Source organism: Limobrevibacterium gyesilva (genome assembly GCF_025989185.1).
Lineage (GTDB): Bacteria > Pseudomonadota > Alphaproteobacteria > Acetobacterales > Acetobacteraceae > Limobrevibacterium > Limobrevibacterium gyesilva.
Genome location: NZ_JAPDNT010000001.1, coordinates 729,914 through 747,125 on the forward strand (window position 1 = coordinate 729,914; position 17,212 = coordinate 747,125).

Annotated in this window: 14 protein-coding genes; 8 read left to right on the top strand and 6 right to left on the bottom strand. The window is 68.5% G+C overall.

The features are described from left to right. Positions 1-45 precede the first annotated feature (45 nt). Both leuS and holA read left to right on the top strand, forming a co-directional pair. A complete protein-coding gene (leuS, locus tag OL599_RS03560) occupies positions 46-2,739 on the top strand; it encodes a leucine--tRNA ligase (protein WP_264712224.1) in 2,694 nt (897 codons plus the stop codon). Positions 2,740-2,892: 153 nt separating this feature from the next. Beyond that, complete coding sequence (holA, locus tag OL599_RS03565) at positions 2,893-3,906, top strand: DNA polymerase III subunit delta (protein WP_264712225.1); 1,014 nt, start codon at positions 2,893-2,895, stop codon at positions 3,904-3,906. 192 nt (positions 3,907-4,098) lie between these two features. Here the strand turns inward: holA and OL599_RS03570 are convergent, their stop codons facing one another. The 6 genes from OL599_RS03570 to OL599_RS03595 are packed head-to-tail and all read right to left on the bottom strand — an operon-like array spanning position 4,099 to position 10,000. Further along, positions 4,099-4,965 (bottom strand): ParB/RepB/Spo0J family partition protein, encoded by an 867-nt coding sequence (locus OL599_RS03570; RefSeq protein ID WP_264712226.1) that lies wholly within the window; start codon positions 4,963-4,965, stop codon positions 4,099-4,101. Beyond that, positions 4,962-5,768: a ParA family protein gene (locus OL599_RS03575; protein WP_264712330.1), complete on the bottom strand. Its 807-nt coding sequence runs from the start codon at positions 5,766-5,768 to the stop codon at positions 4,962-4,964. Before OL599_RS03575 ends, OL599_RS03570 begins: the two co-directional genes overlap by 4 nt. Positions 5,769-5,796: 28 nt before the next feature. Beyond that, positions 5,797-6,411, bottom strand: a complete 615-nt coding sequence (gene rsmG / locus OL599_RS03580) for a 16S rRNA (guanine(527)-N(7))-methyltransferase RsmG (RefSeq protein WP_264712227.1) — start codon at positions 6,409-6,411, stop codon at positions 5,797-5,799. After that, the gene (mnmG, locus tag OL599_RS03585; RefSeq protein ID WP_264712228.1) at positions 6,408-8,297 is read right to left on the bottom strand and encodes a tRNA uridine-5-carboxymethylaminomethyl(34) synthesis enzyme MnmG; all 1,890 of its coding nucleotides are present in this window, start codon (positions 8,295-8,297) and stop codon (positions 6,408-6,410) included. The genes rsmG and mnmG overlap by 4 nt, the downstream gene beginning before the upstream one ends. Positions 8,298-8,331: 34 nt before the next feature. Continuing rightward, positions 8,332-9,648: a tRNA uridine-5-carboxymethylaminomethyl(34) synthesis GTPase MnmE gene (mnmE, locus tag OL599_RS03590; RefSeq protein ID WP_264712229.1), complete on the bottom strand. Its 1,317-nt coding sequence runs from the start codon at positions 9,646-9,648 to the stop codon at positions 8,332-8,334. Between the two features lie 7 nt (positions 9,649-9,655). Next, positions 9,656-10,000 (bottom strand): (2Fe-2S) ferredoxin domain-containing protein, encoded by a 345-nt coding sequence (locus tag OL599_RS03595; protein WP_264712230.1) that lies wholly within the window; start codon positions 9,998-10,000, stop codon positions 9,656-9,658. A gap of 134 nt (positions 10,001-10,134) precedes the next feature. Here OL599_RS03595 and OL599_RS03600 point away from each other — a divergent pair, with 134 nt between their 5' ends. The 6 genes from OL599_RS03600 (at position 10,135) to OL599_RS03625 (ending at position 17,201) form a co-directional block, all read left to right on the top strand. After that, positions 10,135-12,195 carry a thioredoxin domain-containing protein gene (locus tag OL599_RS03600; RefSeq protein WP_264712231.1) on the top strand — a complete coding sequence of 687 codons (2,061 nt, stop codon included), beginning with the start codon at positions 10,135-10,137 and terminating at the stop codon, positions 12,193-12,195. Positions 12,196-12,523: 328 nt separating this feature from the next. Beyond that, positions 12,524-13,009: a methylated-DNA--[protein]-cysteine S-methyltransferase gene (locus OL599_RS03605; protein WP_264712232.1), complete on the top strand. Its 486-nt coding sequence runs from the start codon at positions 12,524-12,526 to the stop codon at positions 13,007-13,009. 41 nt (positions 13,010-13,050) lie between these two features. Then, positions 13,051-14,022, top strand: coding sequence for a quinone oxidoreductase family protein (locus OL599_RS03610; protein ID WP_264712233.1), 972 nt, complete (start codon positions 13,051-13,053; stop codon positions 14,020-14,022). A gap of 109 nt (positions 14,023-14,131) precedes the next feature. Further along, positions 14,132-15,604 carry a DHA2 family efflux MFS transporter permease subunit gene (locus OL599_RS03615; protein WP_264712234.1) on the top strand — a complete coding sequence of 491 codons (1,473 nt, stop codon included), beginning with the start codon at positions 14,132-14,134 and terminating at the stop codon, positions 15,602-15,604. A 224-nt stretch (positions 15,605-15,828) separates the two neighbouring features. After that, positions 15,829-16,578, top strand: coding sequence for a molybdate ABC transporter substrate-binding protein (modA, locus tag OL599_RS03620; protein WP_264712235.1), 750 nt, complete (start codon positions 15,829-15,831; stop codon positions 16,576-16,578). 149 nt (positions 16,579-16,727) lie between these two features. Further along, a complete protein-coding gene (locus tag OL599_RS03625; RefSeq protein WP_264712236.1) occupies positions 16,728-17,201 on the top strand; it encodes a cupin domain-containing protein in 474 nt (157 codons plus the stop codon). The last annotated feature ends 11 nt before the right edge of the window (positions 17,202-17,212 follow it).

Sequence of the window (17,212 nt, forward strand, 5' to 3'; positions counted from 1 at the left end):
TACAGGCATCCCGCCGTTTCCGTCAAAATGCGCCCCGAGAGCCTGATGAACATCCCCACCACCGACACGCCTGTCGCGGCCGCGCCGCGCGCCGCCACGACGCCGGCCGAGCCGCGATACGATTTCGGCGCCGCCGAGCCGCGCTGGCAGCAAGCCTGGGCGGAGCGCAACTGCTTCCGCGTGGAGGACGTGCCGACCGACGGCAAGCCGAAATACTACGTCCTTGAGATGTTCCCGTATCCCAGCGGGAAGATCCACATGGGGCATGTGCGCAACTACACGCTGGGCGACGTCGTGGCCCGCTACAAACGGGCGCGCGGATTTTCCGTGCTGCACCCGATGGGCTGGGACGCATTCGGGCTGCCGGCGGAGAACGCGGCGCGCGAGCGCGGCATCCATCCCGCCAAATGGACCTGGGAGAACATCGCCAACATGCGCGCGGAGCTGCAGCGCATGGGCCTGTCGCTGGACTGGCGGCGCGAGTTCGCGACCTGCGATCCCGCCTATTACGGCCACCAGCAGAAGCTGTTCCTGGATTTCATGCGCGCGGGCCTGGTGGAGCGGCGGGAAAGCTGGGTTAACTGGGATCCGGTTGACGGCACCGTTCTGGCCAATGAGCAGGTGATCGACGGGCGCGGCTGGCGGTCGGGCGCGCTGGTCGAGAAGAAGCAGCTGTCCCAGTGGTTCTTCAAGATCACGAAATACGCGCCGGAGCTGTTGTCGGCACTCGACCGGCTGGACCGCTGGCCGGAGCGCGTGCGGCTGATGCAGGCGAACTGGATCGGCCGCAGCGAGGGGGCGAAGCTGCGCTTCGCGCTGACGTCGCCCGCAGAGAGCGCGGCCGGACCGATCCGCGAGGTCGAGGTCTATACCACCCGACCGGACACGTTGTTCGGCATGTCGTTCCTGGCGATCGCGCCCGAGCATCCGCTTGCCGCGGCGGCGGGGGCGCGCGACCCTGGCGCTGCGGCCTTTGTTGCCGAATGCCGGCGCATGGGCACCAGCGAGGCCGTGATCGAGGCGATGGAGAAGAAAGGCTACGACACCGGCCTGCGGGTGGCGCATCCGTTCATCGAAGGCGCCACCTATCCGGTGTGGATCGCCAATTTCGTGCTGATGGAATACGGCACGGGCGCGATCTTCGGCTGCCCCGCGCATGATCAGCGCGACCTGGAGTTCGCCCGGAAATACGGCCTTCCTGTCGTTCCGGTGGTGCTGCCGCCGGGCGAGGATCCGGCCGCATTCAGTATCGGCGACAAGGCGCATGACGGCACCGGGGCGATCATCAACTCGGGCTTCCTGAACGGGTTGCAGGCGCCCGACGCGGCGAAGTCGGCGGCGATCGCGGCGCTGGAGCGGTTGGGCGCGGGCGAAGGCGTGGTGAACTGGCGTCTGCGTGACTGGGGCGTGAGCCGCCAACGCTACTGGGGCTGCCCGATTCCCGTGGTCCATTGCGACGGCTGCGGTGTGGTGCCCGTGCCCGACGAGCAGTTGCCGGTGTGCCTGCCGGAGGACGTGACGTTCGACAAGCCCGGCAACCCGCTGGACCACCACCCGACCTGGAAGCACGTGGCCTGCCCGTCCTGCGGCAAGCCGGCACGACGCGAGACCGATACCTGCGACACGTTCGTGGACAGCTCGTGGTATTTTGCCCGGTTCTGCAGCCCGCAGGCGCACGCGCCGGTGCTGCGCCCGGCGGTGGATCATTGGATGCCGGTCGATCAGTATATCGGCGGCATCGAACATGCGATCCTGCACCTGCTGTATTCGCGCTTCTTTACCCGCGCGATGAAGGAGACCGGGCATGTCTGCGTGGAGGAGCCGTTCCTGGGCCTGTTCACGCAAGGGATGGTGACCCACGAGAGCTATCGCGGAACCGACGGCCGGTGGCTGTATCCGGAGGAGATCGAGAAGCGCCCGGACGGCACGGTCGTGCATGGCGAAACCGGCGAGGCGGTGACGGTCGGCCGCGTCGAGGCGATGTCCAAGTCGAAGCGCAACACTGTTGATCCCGGTGAGATCATCGCGCGGTTCGGGGCGGACACGGCCCGCTGGTTCATCCTGTCGGACAACCCGCCTGAACGCGACATGGAGTGGACGGAAGCCGGCGTGGTCGGGGCGTACCGGTTCACCCAGCGGCTGTTCCGACTGGTGGAAGGCCTGGGCGAAACGGCGGCAGCCGGGCGTGTTCTTGATTCGTTCACAACAAGCCCACTCTCGCCGGCGGCGCGAAGCCTGCGCCGGGCAACCCATCATTCGATCCTGGCGGTGACGGAGGCGTTGGAGGGGTTTGCGTTCAACGTCGCGGTGGCCCGCATCTATGAGCTGGCCAATGCGATCACGGATGCCGAGAAGGCAGCGGCCGGGAGCGACGACGCCGGGCTGAACCGGGCCCTGTTCGAGGCATTGGAGACGACAGCGCGGCTGATCTCGCCGATGATGCCACATTTGGCCGAGGAGATTCACGCGCGTCTGCATCCCGGCTCGCGGCAGCTGGTGGCGGATCTGCCCTGGCCGGAGGCGAATGCCGAGCTGGCGGTGGCCGAAACCGTGACGATCGCCGTGCAAGTCATGGGCAAGCTGCGCGGCACGATCGAGGTGGCGCCGCATGCCGACGAGGCAAGCGTGTTGGCGGCCGCGGCCAACGAGGCGCACGTGGCCGGCCTGTTGGAAGGGCGCCGGATCGTCAAGCGCGTCTATGTGCCGGGCCGGATCGTCAATTTCGTCGTGGCCGGATAGACCGATGGCAAGAGCTCGTGTCCTGAAGCCGAGGTTTGCCATAGGCGGCGAGCCTCGGCTTCAGGACACTCTCTCTTTGTTTTCAGTGACCTGCTTATCCCCTTCATCCGCCGTAAGCTGCGGCGAACGTCGGCGGCAGGACACTCGGCCGCGATGAAGCTGGAAGCGCGCCGGATCGAGGCTTTCCTGCGCGATCCCGGCACGGCCCGCGCGGTGCTGCTGCATGGCGATGATGTCGGCCTGATCCGTGACCGCGCGACGCGTCTGGTGCGGGCGGTGGCGGGGGCGATTGACGATCCATTTCGCGTTGTCGAACTGGAGCGGGACTCGTTCTCGTTGATCGCAGACGAGATGGCATCCCTCTCGCTGACCGGCGGACGGCGGGTGGTGCGGGTCCGTGACGCGACCGATGCCGCCACAGTCGCGGTGCAGACGGCGCTGGGCGGCCGGGGACAGGGGTTCCTGGTGCTGGAGGCCCCCGGCCTTGCCGCGCGGGGGAAGCTGCGGACCCTGATCGAGCGTGCGGCCGATGCCGTGGCGATCGCCTGCTATCCAGTGGCGGGCCGCGCGCTTGAGCAGACAATCCGGAGCACGCTGTCCGAGTTCAAGATCGCGGTGGACCAGGATGCGCTGGAATGGCTGAGTGGCCAGCTTGGCGCGGATCAGGCAGTGACGCTCAGTGAAGTCGAGAAGCTTGCCTTGTATGCCGGCCAGAACGGGCGTGTGGACCTGCCGGCGGCCAGGATGTGCGTGGGTGATCTGGCGGGCCTGTCGCTGGACGACGCGCTGTTCGCCGCGACGTCCGGGGATGTGCCTGCGGCCGATCGCGCGTTGGAGTTGGCGATGGCGGAGGGCGTGGCCCCGGTGGGGGTCTTGCGGGCCGCTTTGGGGCATCTGCAACGGCTGCAACGTGCGCGGGCCGCGATGGCCGGCGGCATGACCGCCGCCGAGGCGGCAAAGGCGGCCCGGCCGCCCGTGTTCTTCCGGCGCGAGGCCGCCTTTGTTCGGGCGCTGAGCCTGTGGTCGTCCGCGGCGCTGGATCAGGCGTGCATTCGTGCCTGGGAGGCCGAGCGCGCCTGCAAACGAACCGGCGCTCCAGCGGAGACAATCTGCCGCAACGCCGTCATCGGCCTGGCCCAGCGCGGAGCGGCTGCCCGGCGCCGGTGAGCAGACAGGCGCGCAACGGGAGACCAGGCTGGCGTTGCGCCCCAGGCCCCCTTCTCTGAACCACTCATACCAGCGGCCATGAAGAATGACCGCTGGTACGCGTCGTTATTTTGCGCGCCTTTGCCCACCAACCCGGCGCGCGATACCAACGGCCCTCGACGATGGAAGGGTCATCGTCAAGGGCCGTTGGTATCAGTCGCGGTTGAGCAGGGCGATCAGGCCATCGAGCTGGTCCAGTGATCGGTAGTGGATGCGCATGGTGCCGCCCTTGCCGTCGAAGCCGATCTCGATTTTCAGGCCAAGACGCTCGGACAGATCGCGTTCCAGAGCGGCGGTTTCGGGGTCTTTCCGGCGCCCGGCTCGCTCCGTGGCCGTGTCTGGCTTATGGGCGGCGAGTGCTTCGGTCTGCCGGACATTGAGTCCTTTGGCGATTACGGCCAGGGCCGCTTTCGCGGGTTCGGGGTGGGCCAGGAGGGCGCGTGCATGGCCGGCGGTGAGCGCGCCTTTCTTGACCTCGGCCTGCACAGTGGACGGCAGGTTGAGCAAGCGGATTGTGTTCGCGACATGGCTGCGGGACTTGCCGACGGCTTCCGCGAGGGCTTCCTGCGTCATGTCGAACTCATCGAGCAGGCGCCGATAGCCTTCCGCCTCTTCGATGGCATTGAGGTCCTGCCGCTGCAGGTTCTCAACCAGGGCGGCGGCCATGGCCTCGGCGTCGCCGAGGTCGCGCACGAGCACCGGCACTTCATGCAGACCGGCCGCCTGCGCCGCGCGCCAGCGCCGCTCTCCGGCGATGATCTGGTAGCGGCCGGGGGCCTGGGGGTGCGGGCGGGCAAGCAAGGGCTGCAGGATGCCGCGGGCGCGGATGGATTCCACGAGGTCTGACAGCGCCTCCGGGTCCATGGCCACGCGTGGCTGGTAAGGGCTCGGTTCGAGCAGCTCGATGGCGATGGAGGCGGTTCCGACGACCGCCGATGTGGCAGGACCAGCGCCGGCGGTATCGCCCATCAGCGCGGCGAGGCCACGGCCGAGACGGGGGCCGACTTCCTTCGCGCTCATGCGACGACGGCCGGCCGGGCACGCTCGCGGCGGAGCAGCTCGTTGGCAAGACGCACATAGGCCTGCGCCCCGGGGGAGCGGAAATCGTAGAGGATCACGGGTTTTCCATGGCTGGGGGCTTCGGAGACGCGGATATTGCGGGGGATGACGGTTTCATAGACCTGTTCGCCGAAGAATCCCCGGGCGTCGGCGGCGACCAGGTCGGAGAGGTTGTTCCTGCGATCGAACATGGTCAGGACGATGCCTTGCAGCCGCAAGGTGGGGTTAAGCGCGCGCTTGACCATCTCGATCGTGCGGGTGAGCTGGCTGATTCCTTCGAGGGCGAAGAACTCGCATTGCAGCGGCACCAGTACGGCGTCGGCGGCGACGAGCCCGTTCAGGGTGAGCAGGCCGAGGCTGGGCGGGCAGTCGATGAGGATGTAGGAATAGTCCTCGGCGTGACCAGCCTCCGGGCGGAGGGCGCGGCGGAGCCGGTATTCCCGCTTGTCTTCGCCCACCAGTTCGATTTCCGCTCCAGCGAGGTCGGGTTCGGCCGGGATGATCGACAGGTTCGGCACGAACGTTTTGCGGGCGACGGTGTGTGGAGCAACCTGCTCGATCAGCAGCGAGTAGGTCCCGGCGCCGCGATCGCTGCGGCTGAGGCCGAGGCCAGTCGAGGCGTTCCCCTGCGGATCGAGGTCCACGAGCAGGATGTTCTCGCCGGTGGCGGCGAGGGCGGTGGCCAGGTTGATGGCGGTCGTGGTCTTGCCGACGCCACCTTTCTGGTTAGCTATGGCCAGGATTCGCGGGCCCCTTGCGGCAATCGGGTGCGGACCGGGGTGCGGCTCTGCCTCAAGACTTGTGTCCGACACGGCTGATCTCGCTGATTCGGAGGATGGAGGCGGCCGGGTCCGTCGGACTGGCCATCCGGTCGACATGCATGTGCCATTGGGCGGCGGCCTGCGTCAATTCGTCAGATGCGGAGCGGCCCTTCGGAAACAGGCAAAAACCCCCGGGGGCGAGCAGCGGCGCCGCCAGATCGAGGAGGGTGGCCAGCGGTGCGAGGGCGCGGGCAGTGACAACGGGTGCGGGCGGCAGTCGGACCATCTCGATGCGGCTGGCATGGACGGTTGCCGGCGCGTCGGCGGCGCGCACGGCTTCCCGCAGGAACGCAGCTTTGCGCTGGTCGGATTCGACGAGGTGGAACGGGCGGCCGCTGGCGATGGCCAGAACCAGCCCGGGCAATCCGCCGCCGGATCCGAGATCGATGGCGTGCGAGAAGTCGGGCGGGAGCAGAGGCAGCAGGGCCAGCGCATCGGCGATATGGCGGTCCCAGACGACTCCCTCGTCCTTGCGAGAGATCAGGTTGATCGTGCGATTCCAGCGCAGCAGCAGGTCGGCATAGATACGAAGACGCTCGACTGTTTCACGTGAAACACCCACTGGCGTCGAATTCTGGTGTTTCACGTGAAACAGGCCTCAGCCTCTGACGGCGCGTGATGCTTGCGGATATGAGCGGCCAGCGCGGCCAGAGCCGCCGGCGTCATGCCTTGGATGCGCGCCGCCGCCCCGAGCGATGCGGGTCGGACATGGCTCAGCTTCTCCCGAAGCTCGGTCGAAAGCCCGCCGATCTGTCGATAATCGAGGTCGGCACTGAGCGCCGCGGCTTCGTCCCGTCGGAAGGCGCGGATATCCGCCTCTTGCCGGTGGAGATACCCCGCGTACAGCGCCTCGGTCTCCAGCAGAGAGCGGATGCGTGGGGCAAGATCGTTCAGCCAGGGGAACGCGGCCTCGACCACCTCGGCAGGAACCTGTGGATGCCCGAGCAGATCCAGCGCCGTCCGCCATTGCCCATCGGCGCGGATCGAGCCGCCGAATTTCTGCAGAGCGGTGGGGGTAAGCCCCTCCGTCCGCGCCCGTGACAGCGCATCCGCCAACGCCCGCCGGTCACGCTCGAACGCCGCGGCGCGGGCGCTGTCGACGCACCCCCAATCCATGCCCCGCTCGGTGAGCCGCAGATCGGCATTGTCGGCGCGCAGGGTCAGTCGGTATTCGGCGCGCGAGGTGAACATCCGATAAGGCTCCGTCACGCCCTGCGTCACCAGATCGTCGATCAGCACGCCGATATACGCCTCGGCCCGGTCGAGGGCGACCGACGCTGCGCCGCCGCACTGCCGTGCCGCATTGATTCCCGCCATGATCCCCTGGGCCGCGGCCTCCTCATATCCGGTGGTGCCGTTGACCTGGCCGGCCAGGAACAGGCCGGGGAGGGCCTTGAGCTGCAGCGACGGCGACAGCGCCCGCGGATCGATGAAATCGTACTCCACCGCATAGCCTGGCCGGAGCATGCGCGCCCGCGCCAGGCCAGGAATCGTCTGCAATAGCTGTCGTTGCACATCCTCCGGCAGACTGGTCGAAATGCCGTTCGGATAGATGATGTCGCCGTCCGCGCTGCCGGGCAGCCCTTCCGGCTCCAGGAATATCTGGTGGCGCTCACGCTCGGCGAAGCGCACGACCTTGTCCTCAATGGACGGACAATAGCGCGGCCCGCGTCCGGCGATCTGGCCGCCATACACGGCCGAGCGCTCCAGGTTGGCGCGGATGACGTCATGGGTCGCCGGCGTTGTGGCGGTCACGCCGCAGGCAATCTGCGGATTGGTGATCGCGGCGGTCAGCAGGCTGAACGGCTCGGGTTCTGCATCGCCCCAATCGGCGCCGAGCCCGTCCCAGTCGATGCTGTGCCGATCCAGCCGAGGCGGCGTGCCCGTCTTCAGCCGCCCGAGCGGCAAGCCAAGCCGCGCGAGCGCCAGCGCCAGCCCAAGCGAGGGCGCTTCACCGACCCGCCCGGCCGGATGGCTCGCATGGCCGACATGAATCACGCCGCGCAGGAACGTCCCGGCCGTCAGAACCATGGCGCCACAGGCGATCCGCGTGCCATCGGCACAGATCACAGCCGCAAGCCGCCCGTCAGGCCCGATCTCGATGTCCTCGGCGGCGCCGTCGCGAATCTCCAGGCCCGGCTGTTCCGCCAGCAGGTCCTGGACGGCACGGCGATACAACCCGCGATCGGCCTGCGCACGCGGCCCGCGCACTGCCGGCCCCTTGCTGCGGTTCAGCAGCTTGAAATGGATGCCGGCGCGATCGGCCGCACGCCCCATCAGGCCGTCCAGCGCGTCGATCTCGCGCACCAGATGTCCCTTGCCGATCCCGCCGATGGCGGGGTTGCAGGACATCTCCCCGATCCTGTCGCGCCGATGCGTCAGCAGCAACGTCCGGGCGCCCACGCGCGCGGATGCCGCCGCAGCTTCGCAACCGGCATGCCCGCCGCCGATGACGACGACATCGAAGCGCATTTTCTACCTCGCCAATAGCCGCCCGTGCGGCGGCCTATTTGCCTATACAGAACTGACCGAAGACGGAATCAAGAATGTCCTCGACCCCGACCGTCCCGGTGATGCGGCCGATACTGCGCAGCGCCAGCCTCAGGTCCTCGCCGCGCAATTCCGGCAACTCCGCCTCTCCGGCCGATTGCAACCGCGATCGGGCCTCGTGCAATGCCTTGCGATGTCGCGCGCGGGTGAGGGGTGGGGGGCCCTCAGCCTGCGTCAGTTGCCGCGCGGTATCGCATAATACCTGCCGCAGTTGATCCAGACCTTCGCCCGTGAGCGCACTGATCCCGACGACGTCCTCCCCGACCGGCCGCGCAAGGTCAATCTTGTTCGCCACGCGGATCACCACTCCTTGCGCGCCGTCGATACCCGGCGCAGTCGGGGGGCAGGAAGCATCCTGCACGACCACCACGACATCGGCCGCTTGCGCCCGCGCCCGCGCCCGCCGCACCCCTTCGGCTTCGATTGCGTCCGCGCTGTCGCGCAATCCCGCGGTGTCCAGCAGGGTCACGGGAACGCCGCCCAGGTCTACCCGCGTCTCCAGCACGTCGCGTGTGGTGCCCGGCGCCGGTGACACGATGGCGACGTCGCGCTCAGCCAATCTATTGATAAGTGTGGATTTTCCTACGTTCGGAGGGCCCGCGATCACGAACACCAACCCGTCGCGAAGCCGCTCGCCCCGCCGGCCGTCATCCAAATGTGCGCCGACCTCGCCCGCAAGCGCCGCAATCTCCGCGCGAATTCCCGCTTCAACCTGCGGCGGCAGGTCCTCGTCCGGAAAGTCGATCAACGCCTCCTGTTGCGCCAGCAACCGTGTCAGCCGGCTCGTCCAGCCGCGATACACCCCACCCAGCGAACCTTCGAGCTGCCGCAATGCCTGGGTCCGCTGCGCCGCCGTCTCGGCCTCCACCAGGTCCGCGACCGCTTCGGCCTCCAGCAGGTCCATCCGCCCGTTCAGGAAGGCACGGCGCGTGAATTCGCCGGGCTCGGCCGGCCGGGCGCCCAGCGTCACCAGCGCATCGGCCACCGCGGCCAGCACGGCACGGCCACCATGCAGATGCAGTTCCGCGCTGTCCTCGCCGGTATAGCTGCCAGGCCCCGGGAACCAGAGAACCAACGCCCGATCCAGCACCGCATCGTCGGTGCCGCGCAGAACCCGCAGCGTGGCGACGCGCGGCTCCGGGCGGCGCCGACACAGCGCCTCCAGCACGGCGCCGCTGCCCGGACCGCTGATCCGCAGCACCGTCAACGCCGCGCGCCCGGCACCGGACGCGACGGCGAAGATCGTATCGGTCTCGTTAGTAAATACGATCATAAAACGATCAGGTCGCCGGCAGCATCAGTTCCGCCGCCCGCCCGCCATCGCGCACATGCCGCTCCAGAACAGCATCGACATCCGCGGTCGTCTCGATCTTATACCAGATGCCCTCCGGATAGATCACCATGCAGGGGCCGAGCGCGCAGCGATCGAGGCATGCCGCCGTATTCACCCGCAGCCGCTGCAGGCCCATTTCCTTGGCGCGCGCCTTCATGTAGTCGCGCAACTTTTCCGACCCCTTGGCGGCGCATGATCCGCGGGGATGCCCGTCCGGTCGGCGGTTGCAGCACACGAACAGGTGGGCGTCGTAGTAGAGCGGCGGATCTTCGGGCCGCCTCGAACTGATCATCGTTCGTCCTCGCACGTGAAACAAAAAAATCCGCCCGTGCACTTGCTGCCGAGCGACCGATCGCGACCGCGCACCTATCGGTACTCCGCCGCCGACCCTATCTGCGATGCCGACACAGGACGCAAGGACACACCATGGCCGCCCCGGACAACCTGTTGCGGCAGCAGACGTCGCCCTATCTGCTGCAGCACGCCGACAACCCCGTGCACTGGCGCCCCTGGGGGGCCGATGCGCTGGCTGAGGCGCGCGCCACCAACCGGCCGATCCTGCTTTCCGTGGGCTATGCCGCCTGCCACTGGTGTCACGTCATGGCCCATGAATCCTTCGAGGATCCCGAAACTGCCGCGGTGATGAACGCGCTTTACGTGAACATCAAGGTGGATCGCGAGGAGCGGCCGGACATCGACCATCTCTACATGTCCGCATTGCACGCGCTGGGCGAGCAGGGGGGCTGGCCGCTGACCATGTTCCTGACCCCCGATGGCGACCCGTTCTGGGGCGGCACCTATTTCCCGCCGGAACCGCGCTGGGGCCGTCCATCCTTCCGCCAGGTCCTGCACGGTGTCGCCGACGCCTACCACGCGCAGAACGAGGCCATTCAGAAGAATGTCGGGGCCTTGCGTCGCACGCTGGCGGCCGCCTCGGCCGCGCGTCCGGGCGCCATGATCGGCCCCGAGGCGCTCGACCGCGCCGCCGCGACCTTGCTGCTGCTGAACGACCCCGTGCATGGCGGCCTGCGCGGCGCGCCGAAATTCCCGAATGCGTCGATCTTCCGCTTCCTCTGGCAGAATGCCTTCCGCTCCGGGATGCAGCCTGGGCAGGACGCCGTGCACCTGCTGCTGCAACGGATGTCCCAGGGCGGCATCTACGACCATCTCGGCGGCGGCTATGCCCGCTATGCCACCGATGCCGAGTGGCTGGTACCGCATTTCGAGAAGATGCTCTACGACAACGCCCAGCTCCTCGAACTGCTGGCCTTGGCGCACGCCCATTCGCCCGACCCGCTCTACGCCGCCCGCGCCGCCGAGACGGTCGGCTGGCTGGTGCGCAATATGCGCGCCCAGGCGATCGGTGGGCTCTCGGCCTTCGCCGCCTCGGAAGACGCCGACAGCGAAGGCGAGGAGGGAAAGTTCTACGTCTGGACCGAAGCCGAAGTGGACGCGCAGCTCGGCCCCGATGCGCCCGCGTTCAAGGCCGCCTACGACGTGACCGCCGCGGGCAATTGGGAGGGGCACACGATCCTGCGTCGCGTCACCCCGCCCGGTGATGCCGCGGCCGAGGAACGCCTGGCACGCGCACGGGCGGTGCTGCGCACGGCCCGCGAGACGCGCGTCCGGCCCGGCTGGGACGACAAGGTGCTGGCCGACTGGAACGGCCTCGCCATCGCCGCCCTGGCCCGTGCCGCTTCGGTGTTCGGCCACGGCGACTGGCTGCAGCTCGCTGCCGGCGCTTTCGACTTCATCCATGCGCATATGTCGACCGGAGACGGGCGGATACAGCATGCCTGGCGCCTCGGTCACGTCACTGCCGCGGGGATGCTCGACGATCAGGCCGCGATGGCCCGGGCGGCCCTGGCACTCCATGAAGCCACCGGCGATGTCGTCCGCCTCGATCAGGCCCGCGCGATCGTCGAGGCGGCCGAGACCTGGTTCGCCGACGCCGGCGCCAGCTACTTCACGACCGCAAGCGATGCCGCCGACGTGCCGTTCGGCGCCGAAGGCCGGCCGCGCACGCCGGCCGACAACGCCACGCCCTCCGGCAATGGCCTGATGGCCGAGGTGCTGGCGCGCCTCTATCACCTCACCGGCGAGACGCGCTGGCGCGACCGCGCCGAGGCAGCGCTGACGGCATTCAGTGGCCTGGGTGACAGCCTCTCCGCGGCGCCCACGCTGCTGGCCGCGGCCGACCTGCTGGAGGACGGCGCCACCGTGGTGGTCACCGGAGCGCCCAACGCCCCCGCGACCCAGGCCCTGCTGGCGGCGGCACTCGCGGCACCCGACCCGGCCGTGACCGTTCTTCGCGCCGGCACCCCCGATGCGGTGCCAAGCACCCACCCCGCCTATGGCAAGGCCACGGGAGGGCAGGCGGCGGCCTATCTGTGCCGTGGCGGCGTGTGCGGCCTGCCCCTGACCGACCCCGCCGAGCTCACCCGCCGGTTGCAGGCTCGTGCCCCGGTGTTGAGTCCGCTCGGGTGAGGCTCGGGTTTCCTATCGGCAAAAGTCAAGACCAGGGGCGTTGCCCCTGGACCCCAGCAAAGGCGGAGCCTTTGCAATCCGTTACTTTCTTGGCTGCATCAAAAGCCCTCAGTTGAGATCGGATATGGGGCGGGTGTTGCTGGCGCGGCCGGGAAGGCTATCCGGCGCGTGGCTTATGTGATGACGGTAGCGCCGGGGCCTTTCTTGTCGGCGCGCCATCGCCCCGCCCCCCTGACTTGACAGCAGACGCGGCTGGGGGTGCCATCCGTGCGTGGCATGCTCCGGAATCCGTGCTCAGGGTCCGGGCTGCCTTGTGGAACCGCAACTCGTGCCCCAGCTTTCCTTGCATACCCCGGTCGGCGACATCACTGTCTCAGAGGAGGACGGGGCCATTGTTGCGCTCGATTGGGGCTGGGGCCGCGACCAGGCCGAAACACCGCTGCTGCTGCGTGCCCGTGCGCAATTGAACGCCTATTTCGACGGCGAGCTTCTGGAGTTCGACCTGCCGCTGGCCCCCGCCGGCACCGCCTATCGGCGCCGCGTGTGGGATGCGCTGTGCCGGATCCCGCCGGGGCAGACACGCACCTATGGCGACATCGCCCGCAGCGCGGGCGGCAGCCCGCGTTCGGTTGGCGGCGCCAACGGCTGCAACCCGATCCCGATCCTGATCCCCTGCCATCGCGTCGTTGCCGGAAGCGGCATCGGCGGCTATTCGGGCGGCGACGGGCTCCCGACCAAACGCTATCTCCTCGCCCTCGAAACCCGTGCCCTTCAGGCGCGCGCCCGCAAGGCGCCGCTTCCGGGGCAGGGCTGAGGGACCTCCTCGATTCACCAATGCAGCCAAATGGATCACCCATGACAAAGGCCATCCGCATCCACACCACTGGCGGTCCCGAGGTCATGCGCTGGGAGGATGTGCCCACGCCTGAGCCGGGACCCGGCGAGGCCCTGATCCGTCACGCCGCCATCGGCCTGAACTACATCGATGTCTATTTCCGTACCGGCCTCTACAAGACCACCCTGCCGGCCACCCTGGGCGTGGAGGGCGCCGGAACCGTCCTCGCTGTCGGCGACGGCGTCACCACCGTGAAGCCGGGCGACCGCGTCGCCTATGCCGGCGGCCCCCTGGGCTCCTATGCCACCGAGCGCGTGATCGCCGCCGACCGGCTGGTGGTCCTGCCGGATTCGATCGATATCAAGACCGCTGCTGCCATGATGCTGCAGGGCATGACCGCGCAATACCTGCTGCGCCGCACCTATGCGGTGAAGGCCGGCGAGACCATCGTTGTGCATGCCGCGGCCGGCGGCGTTGGCCTGATCATGTGCCAGTGGGCGAAGCATCTGGGCGCCACCGTCATCGGCGTGGTCTCGACCCCGGAGAAGGCGGAACTGGCGAAGGCGAACGGCGCCGCGCACGTCATCATCGGCTATGCCGACCTGCCGGCCGAGGTGAAGCGCATCACCGGCGGCGCGATGGTGCCGGTGGTCTATGACAGCGTCGGCAAGGACACGTTCATGGCCAGCCTCGACAGCCTGGCGCCGCTGGGCTTCATGGTCAGCTACGGCAATGCCTCGGGCCCCGTGCCGCCGCTCGATCTCGGTCTGCTCAGCGCCAAGGGCAGCCTCTACGTCACCCGCCCCACGCTGGCGACCTACACCGCCAGGCGCGCCGACCTGGAACGCACCGCCGCCGACCTGTTCGACGTCGTCCAGAAGGGCGCGGTGACCATCCGGGTCAACCAGAGCTTCCCGCTCAGCGACGCGGCCGCGGCGCATGTGGCGCTGGAAGCGCGCAAGACCACGGGCAGCACGGTTCTGCTGCCATAATCCGATAACGCCGGCGCGGCGCGAGATAATCGCCGCGCCGGAATCCAGACACGACAAATCCAGGTGCGCAGCCTTTTCGCGAAGGCTGCACCGGACAATGCTGGCGCAAATGGACGAATCAACACCAGCACCCGCCACCGTGCCCGCGCCTGCCGCACCCGTGCCGGCAGCCGCGGCGGAGTCGCGGGGCGCCGTTGCACGGCGCACCAGGCTGACTGCGCTGATCGTGGCCTGCGCGCTGTTCATGCAGAACCTGGACAGCACGGTGATCGCCACCGCGCTGCCGACGATGGCGACGGCCTTCGGCGCCGATCCGACGCATATGAACGTGGCGCTGACATCCTATCTGCTCAGCCTCGCCGTGTTCATCCCCGCGAGCGGATGGATGGCCGACCGCTATGGCACGCGCACGGTCTTCCGCGCCGCGATCGCCGTGTTCACGCTGGGCTCCGTGCTCTGCGGCCGGGCGGATTCGCTGACGTTCCTGGTCGTTGCCCGTGTCTTCCAAGGCATCGGCGGGGCGATGATGGTGCCGGTGGGCCGGCTGCTGCTGCTGCGTACCGTGGCCAAGTCGGAGCTCGTCGCCGCCATGGCCTGGCTGTCCACGCCGGCGCTGATCGGGCCCGTGGTCGGCCCGCCGCTGGGCGGCTTCATCGTCACCTATTTTTCCTGGCCGCTGATCTTCGACATCAACGTTCCGATCGGAATCCTCGGCATCACCCTGGTGACCCTGTTCGTCGAGGATGTCCGCGAGCCGACTTCGGCGAAGTTCGACTTCCGCGGGCTGGCGCTGTCCGGCATCGGCCTGTCGTCTTTCATGTTCGGGATGGAGACGGCGGGCCGTGGCGTCGTGCCGCCGGCGCTGACGGCCGCGATGATCGGCGTCGGCGTGCTCTGCGCCTTGCTCTACTGGCTGCACGCCCGCCGCCACCCCGCGCCGCTGCTGGATTTCACCCTGCTGCGCATCCCCACCTTCATGGTCTCGGTGGCCGGCGGCACGGTGTTCCGCATCGGCATCGGCGCCATTCCGTTCCTGCTGCCGATGATGCTGCAACTCGGCTTCGGCAAGAGCGCGGCGCAGAGCGGCATGATCACGTTCGCCAGCTCCGCCGGCGCCATCGTCATGAAGCCGGCGGCGATGTCGGCGCTGCGACGCTTCGGCTTCCGCGACACGCTGCTGGTGAACGCCGTCATATCGGCGCTGCTGCTGGCGCTGTCGGCCGCGTTCCGGCCGTCCTGGCCGCTGTTCGCGATCTATGTCGTGCTGCTGAGCGGCGGCTTCTTTCGCTCGCTGCAGTTCACCGCCTACAACGCGCTGGCCTATGCCGACGTTCCTCGCGAGCGCATGAGTGCGGCAACGAGCCTGTACAGCACCATCCAGCAGGTCTCGCTGACCTTCGGCGTCTCGGCCGGCGCCGGCGCGCTGGTGATCTCGATGGCGCTGTCGGGCAACGAGGCGCCACAACTGCCGGACTTCTCCTGGGCGTTCATTGCCGTGTCCTTCATCTCGCTGACGGCGGCCCCGCTGTCCTTGTTCATGCCCCGATCGGCGGCGACAGAGATGAGCGGCCACAACGGCTGATACCAACGGCCCTTGACGATGACCCTTCCATCGTCAAGGGCCGTTGGTATCGCGCGCCGATCCGCTTGCGGCACGCAAGCGCGTGCCTGTCGCGGGCTTGGTGGGCGGCGGCGCGCAAAATAACGCCTCGTACCAGCGGCCATTCTTCATGGCCGCTGGTACGAGGCGTCTTGTTCGTTATATCCGAACGGATATATCGTGCCGGCAATCGCCGGAGGGGCCCGATGCGTTATCTCGTCCTCGTTGCCTTGCTGCTGCTGCCGCTTCGCGCGATGGCGCAGGACCTGACCATCTTCGCCGCGGCCAGCCTGACCGAGGCGCTGCGCGACGTGGGGAAGATCTGGGAGGGCCAGGGGGGTGCGAAGCTGCGCTTCAACTTCGCCGCGTCCTCGGCGCTGGCGCGCCAGATGGACCAGGGCGCGGTGGCCAACGTGTTCGCGTCGGCCGACCAGCAATGGATGGACTGGACGCAGCAGCGCAATCTGATCGCCACGGACACCCGGCGCACCCTTCTGGGCAACACGCTGGTGCTGGTGATGCCGAAGGACCGGGTGCGGCCGGTGCAGATCGGCCCGGGCTGGGACCTGATGGCGCTGCTTGGCGCCGACGGCCGGCTCGCCACCGGCGATCCCGCCAACGTTCCCGCCGGGATCTATGCCAGGCAGGCGCTGACGCATCTGGGGCTATGGGCGCAGGCCGAGCCGCGCCTGGCCCGCTCCGACAGCGTGCGCAGCGCGCTGCTGCTGGTCGAACGCGGCGAGGCTCCGGCCGGCATCGTCTATGCCACCGATGCCGCGGTGGCGCCCGGCGTGGCCATCGCCGGAACCTTCCCGGCGGACACGCACGAGCCCGTGACCTACCCGTTCGCCGTCACCCGCGCAGGCGACACGCCGCAGGCCCGTGCGTTCCTCGATTTCCTGGCCGGCCCTGAGGCCAAGGCCGCTTTCGCCAGGCGCGGCTTCAAGGCCGAATAGGAAGCGCCGCCGATCCTGGACCGGGGGCAACGGCATCGCCGCGCCCGGCACCGCGATTGATATTGTCTTGCAGGACCGGCGCAGCGGGATGTTTCATGCCATTGCCGCCGAACGCCGCGCGGCACGTTCGCGCTGACGGAGACAGAAGCATGCCCACCCGCATCGCCATCCTGGCCGCCGAGGCCCCGCTACGCCCGCGCCTGAGCGGCTATCCCGCGGATCTCATGGCCAAGATCGGCGGACGCGAGAAGCGGCCGCTGGGCGACCTGTTCGGGCTGACCAATTTCGGCGTGAATCTCACGCGGCTGCCGCCGGGGGCCGCGTCCTCCCTGCGCCATGCCCATGCGCGCCAGGACGAGTTCGTCTACATCCTCGAAGGCACGCCGACGCTGGTGACCGATGCCGGGGAGACGGCCCTGCAACCCGGCAGTTGCGCCGGCTTCCGGGCGGGCACGGGGGATGCGCATACCTTGGTGAACCGCAGCGAAGCGGATGTGGTCTACCTCGAGGTCGGCGACCGCAGCCTCGGCGACTCCGTCACCTATCCCGACGACGACCTGGCCGGCAGCCACGGCCCGGACGGGATCTGGCGCTATACCCGCAAGGACGGCACGCCGCTCTGATCGCCGTTCCG

Coding starts and splice junctions, on each gene's coding strand:
- leuS (WP_264712224.1), top strand. CDS start 46: ATGAACATCCCCACCACCGACACGCCTGTCGCGGCCGCGCCGCGCGCC.
- OL599_RS03625 (WP_264712236.1), top strand. CDS start 16,728: ATGCCCACCCGCATCGCCATCCTGGCCGCCGAGGCCCCGCTACGCCCG.
- mnmG (WP_264712228.1), bottom strand. CDS start 8,297: ATGCGCTTCGATGTCGTCGTCATCGGCGGCGGGCATGCCGGTTGCGAA.
- OL599_RS03610 (WP_264712233.1), top strand. CDS start 13,051: ATGACAAAGGCCATCCGCATCCACACCACTGGCGGTCCCGAGGTCATG.
- OL599_RS03600 (WP_264712231.1), top strand. CDS start 10,135: ATGGCCGCCCCGGACAACCTGTTGCGGCAGCAGACGTCGCCCTATCTG.
- OL599_RS03595 (WP_264712230.1), bottom strand. CDS start 10,000: ATGATCAGTTCGAGGCGGCCCGAAGATCCGCCGCTCTACTACGACGCC.
- mnmE (WP_264712229.1), bottom strand. CDS start 9,648: ATGATCGTATTTACTAACGAGACCGATACGATCTTCGCCGTCGCGTCC.
- OL599_RS03570 (WP_264712226.1), bottom strand. CDS start 4,965: ATGAGCGCGAAGGAAGTCGGCCCCCGTCTCGGCCGTGGCCTCGCCGCG.
- modA (WP_264712235.1), top strand. CDS start 15,829: ATGCGTTATCTCGTCCTCGTTGCCTTGCTGCTGCTGCCGCTTCGCGCG.
- holA (WP_264712225.1), top strand. CDS start 2,893: ATGAAGCTGGAAGCGCGCCGGATCGAGGCTTTCCTGCGCGATCCCGGC.
- OL599_RS03615 (WP_264712234.1), top strand. CDS start 14,132: ATGGACGAATCAACACCAGCACCCGCCACCGTGCCCGCGCCTGCCGCA.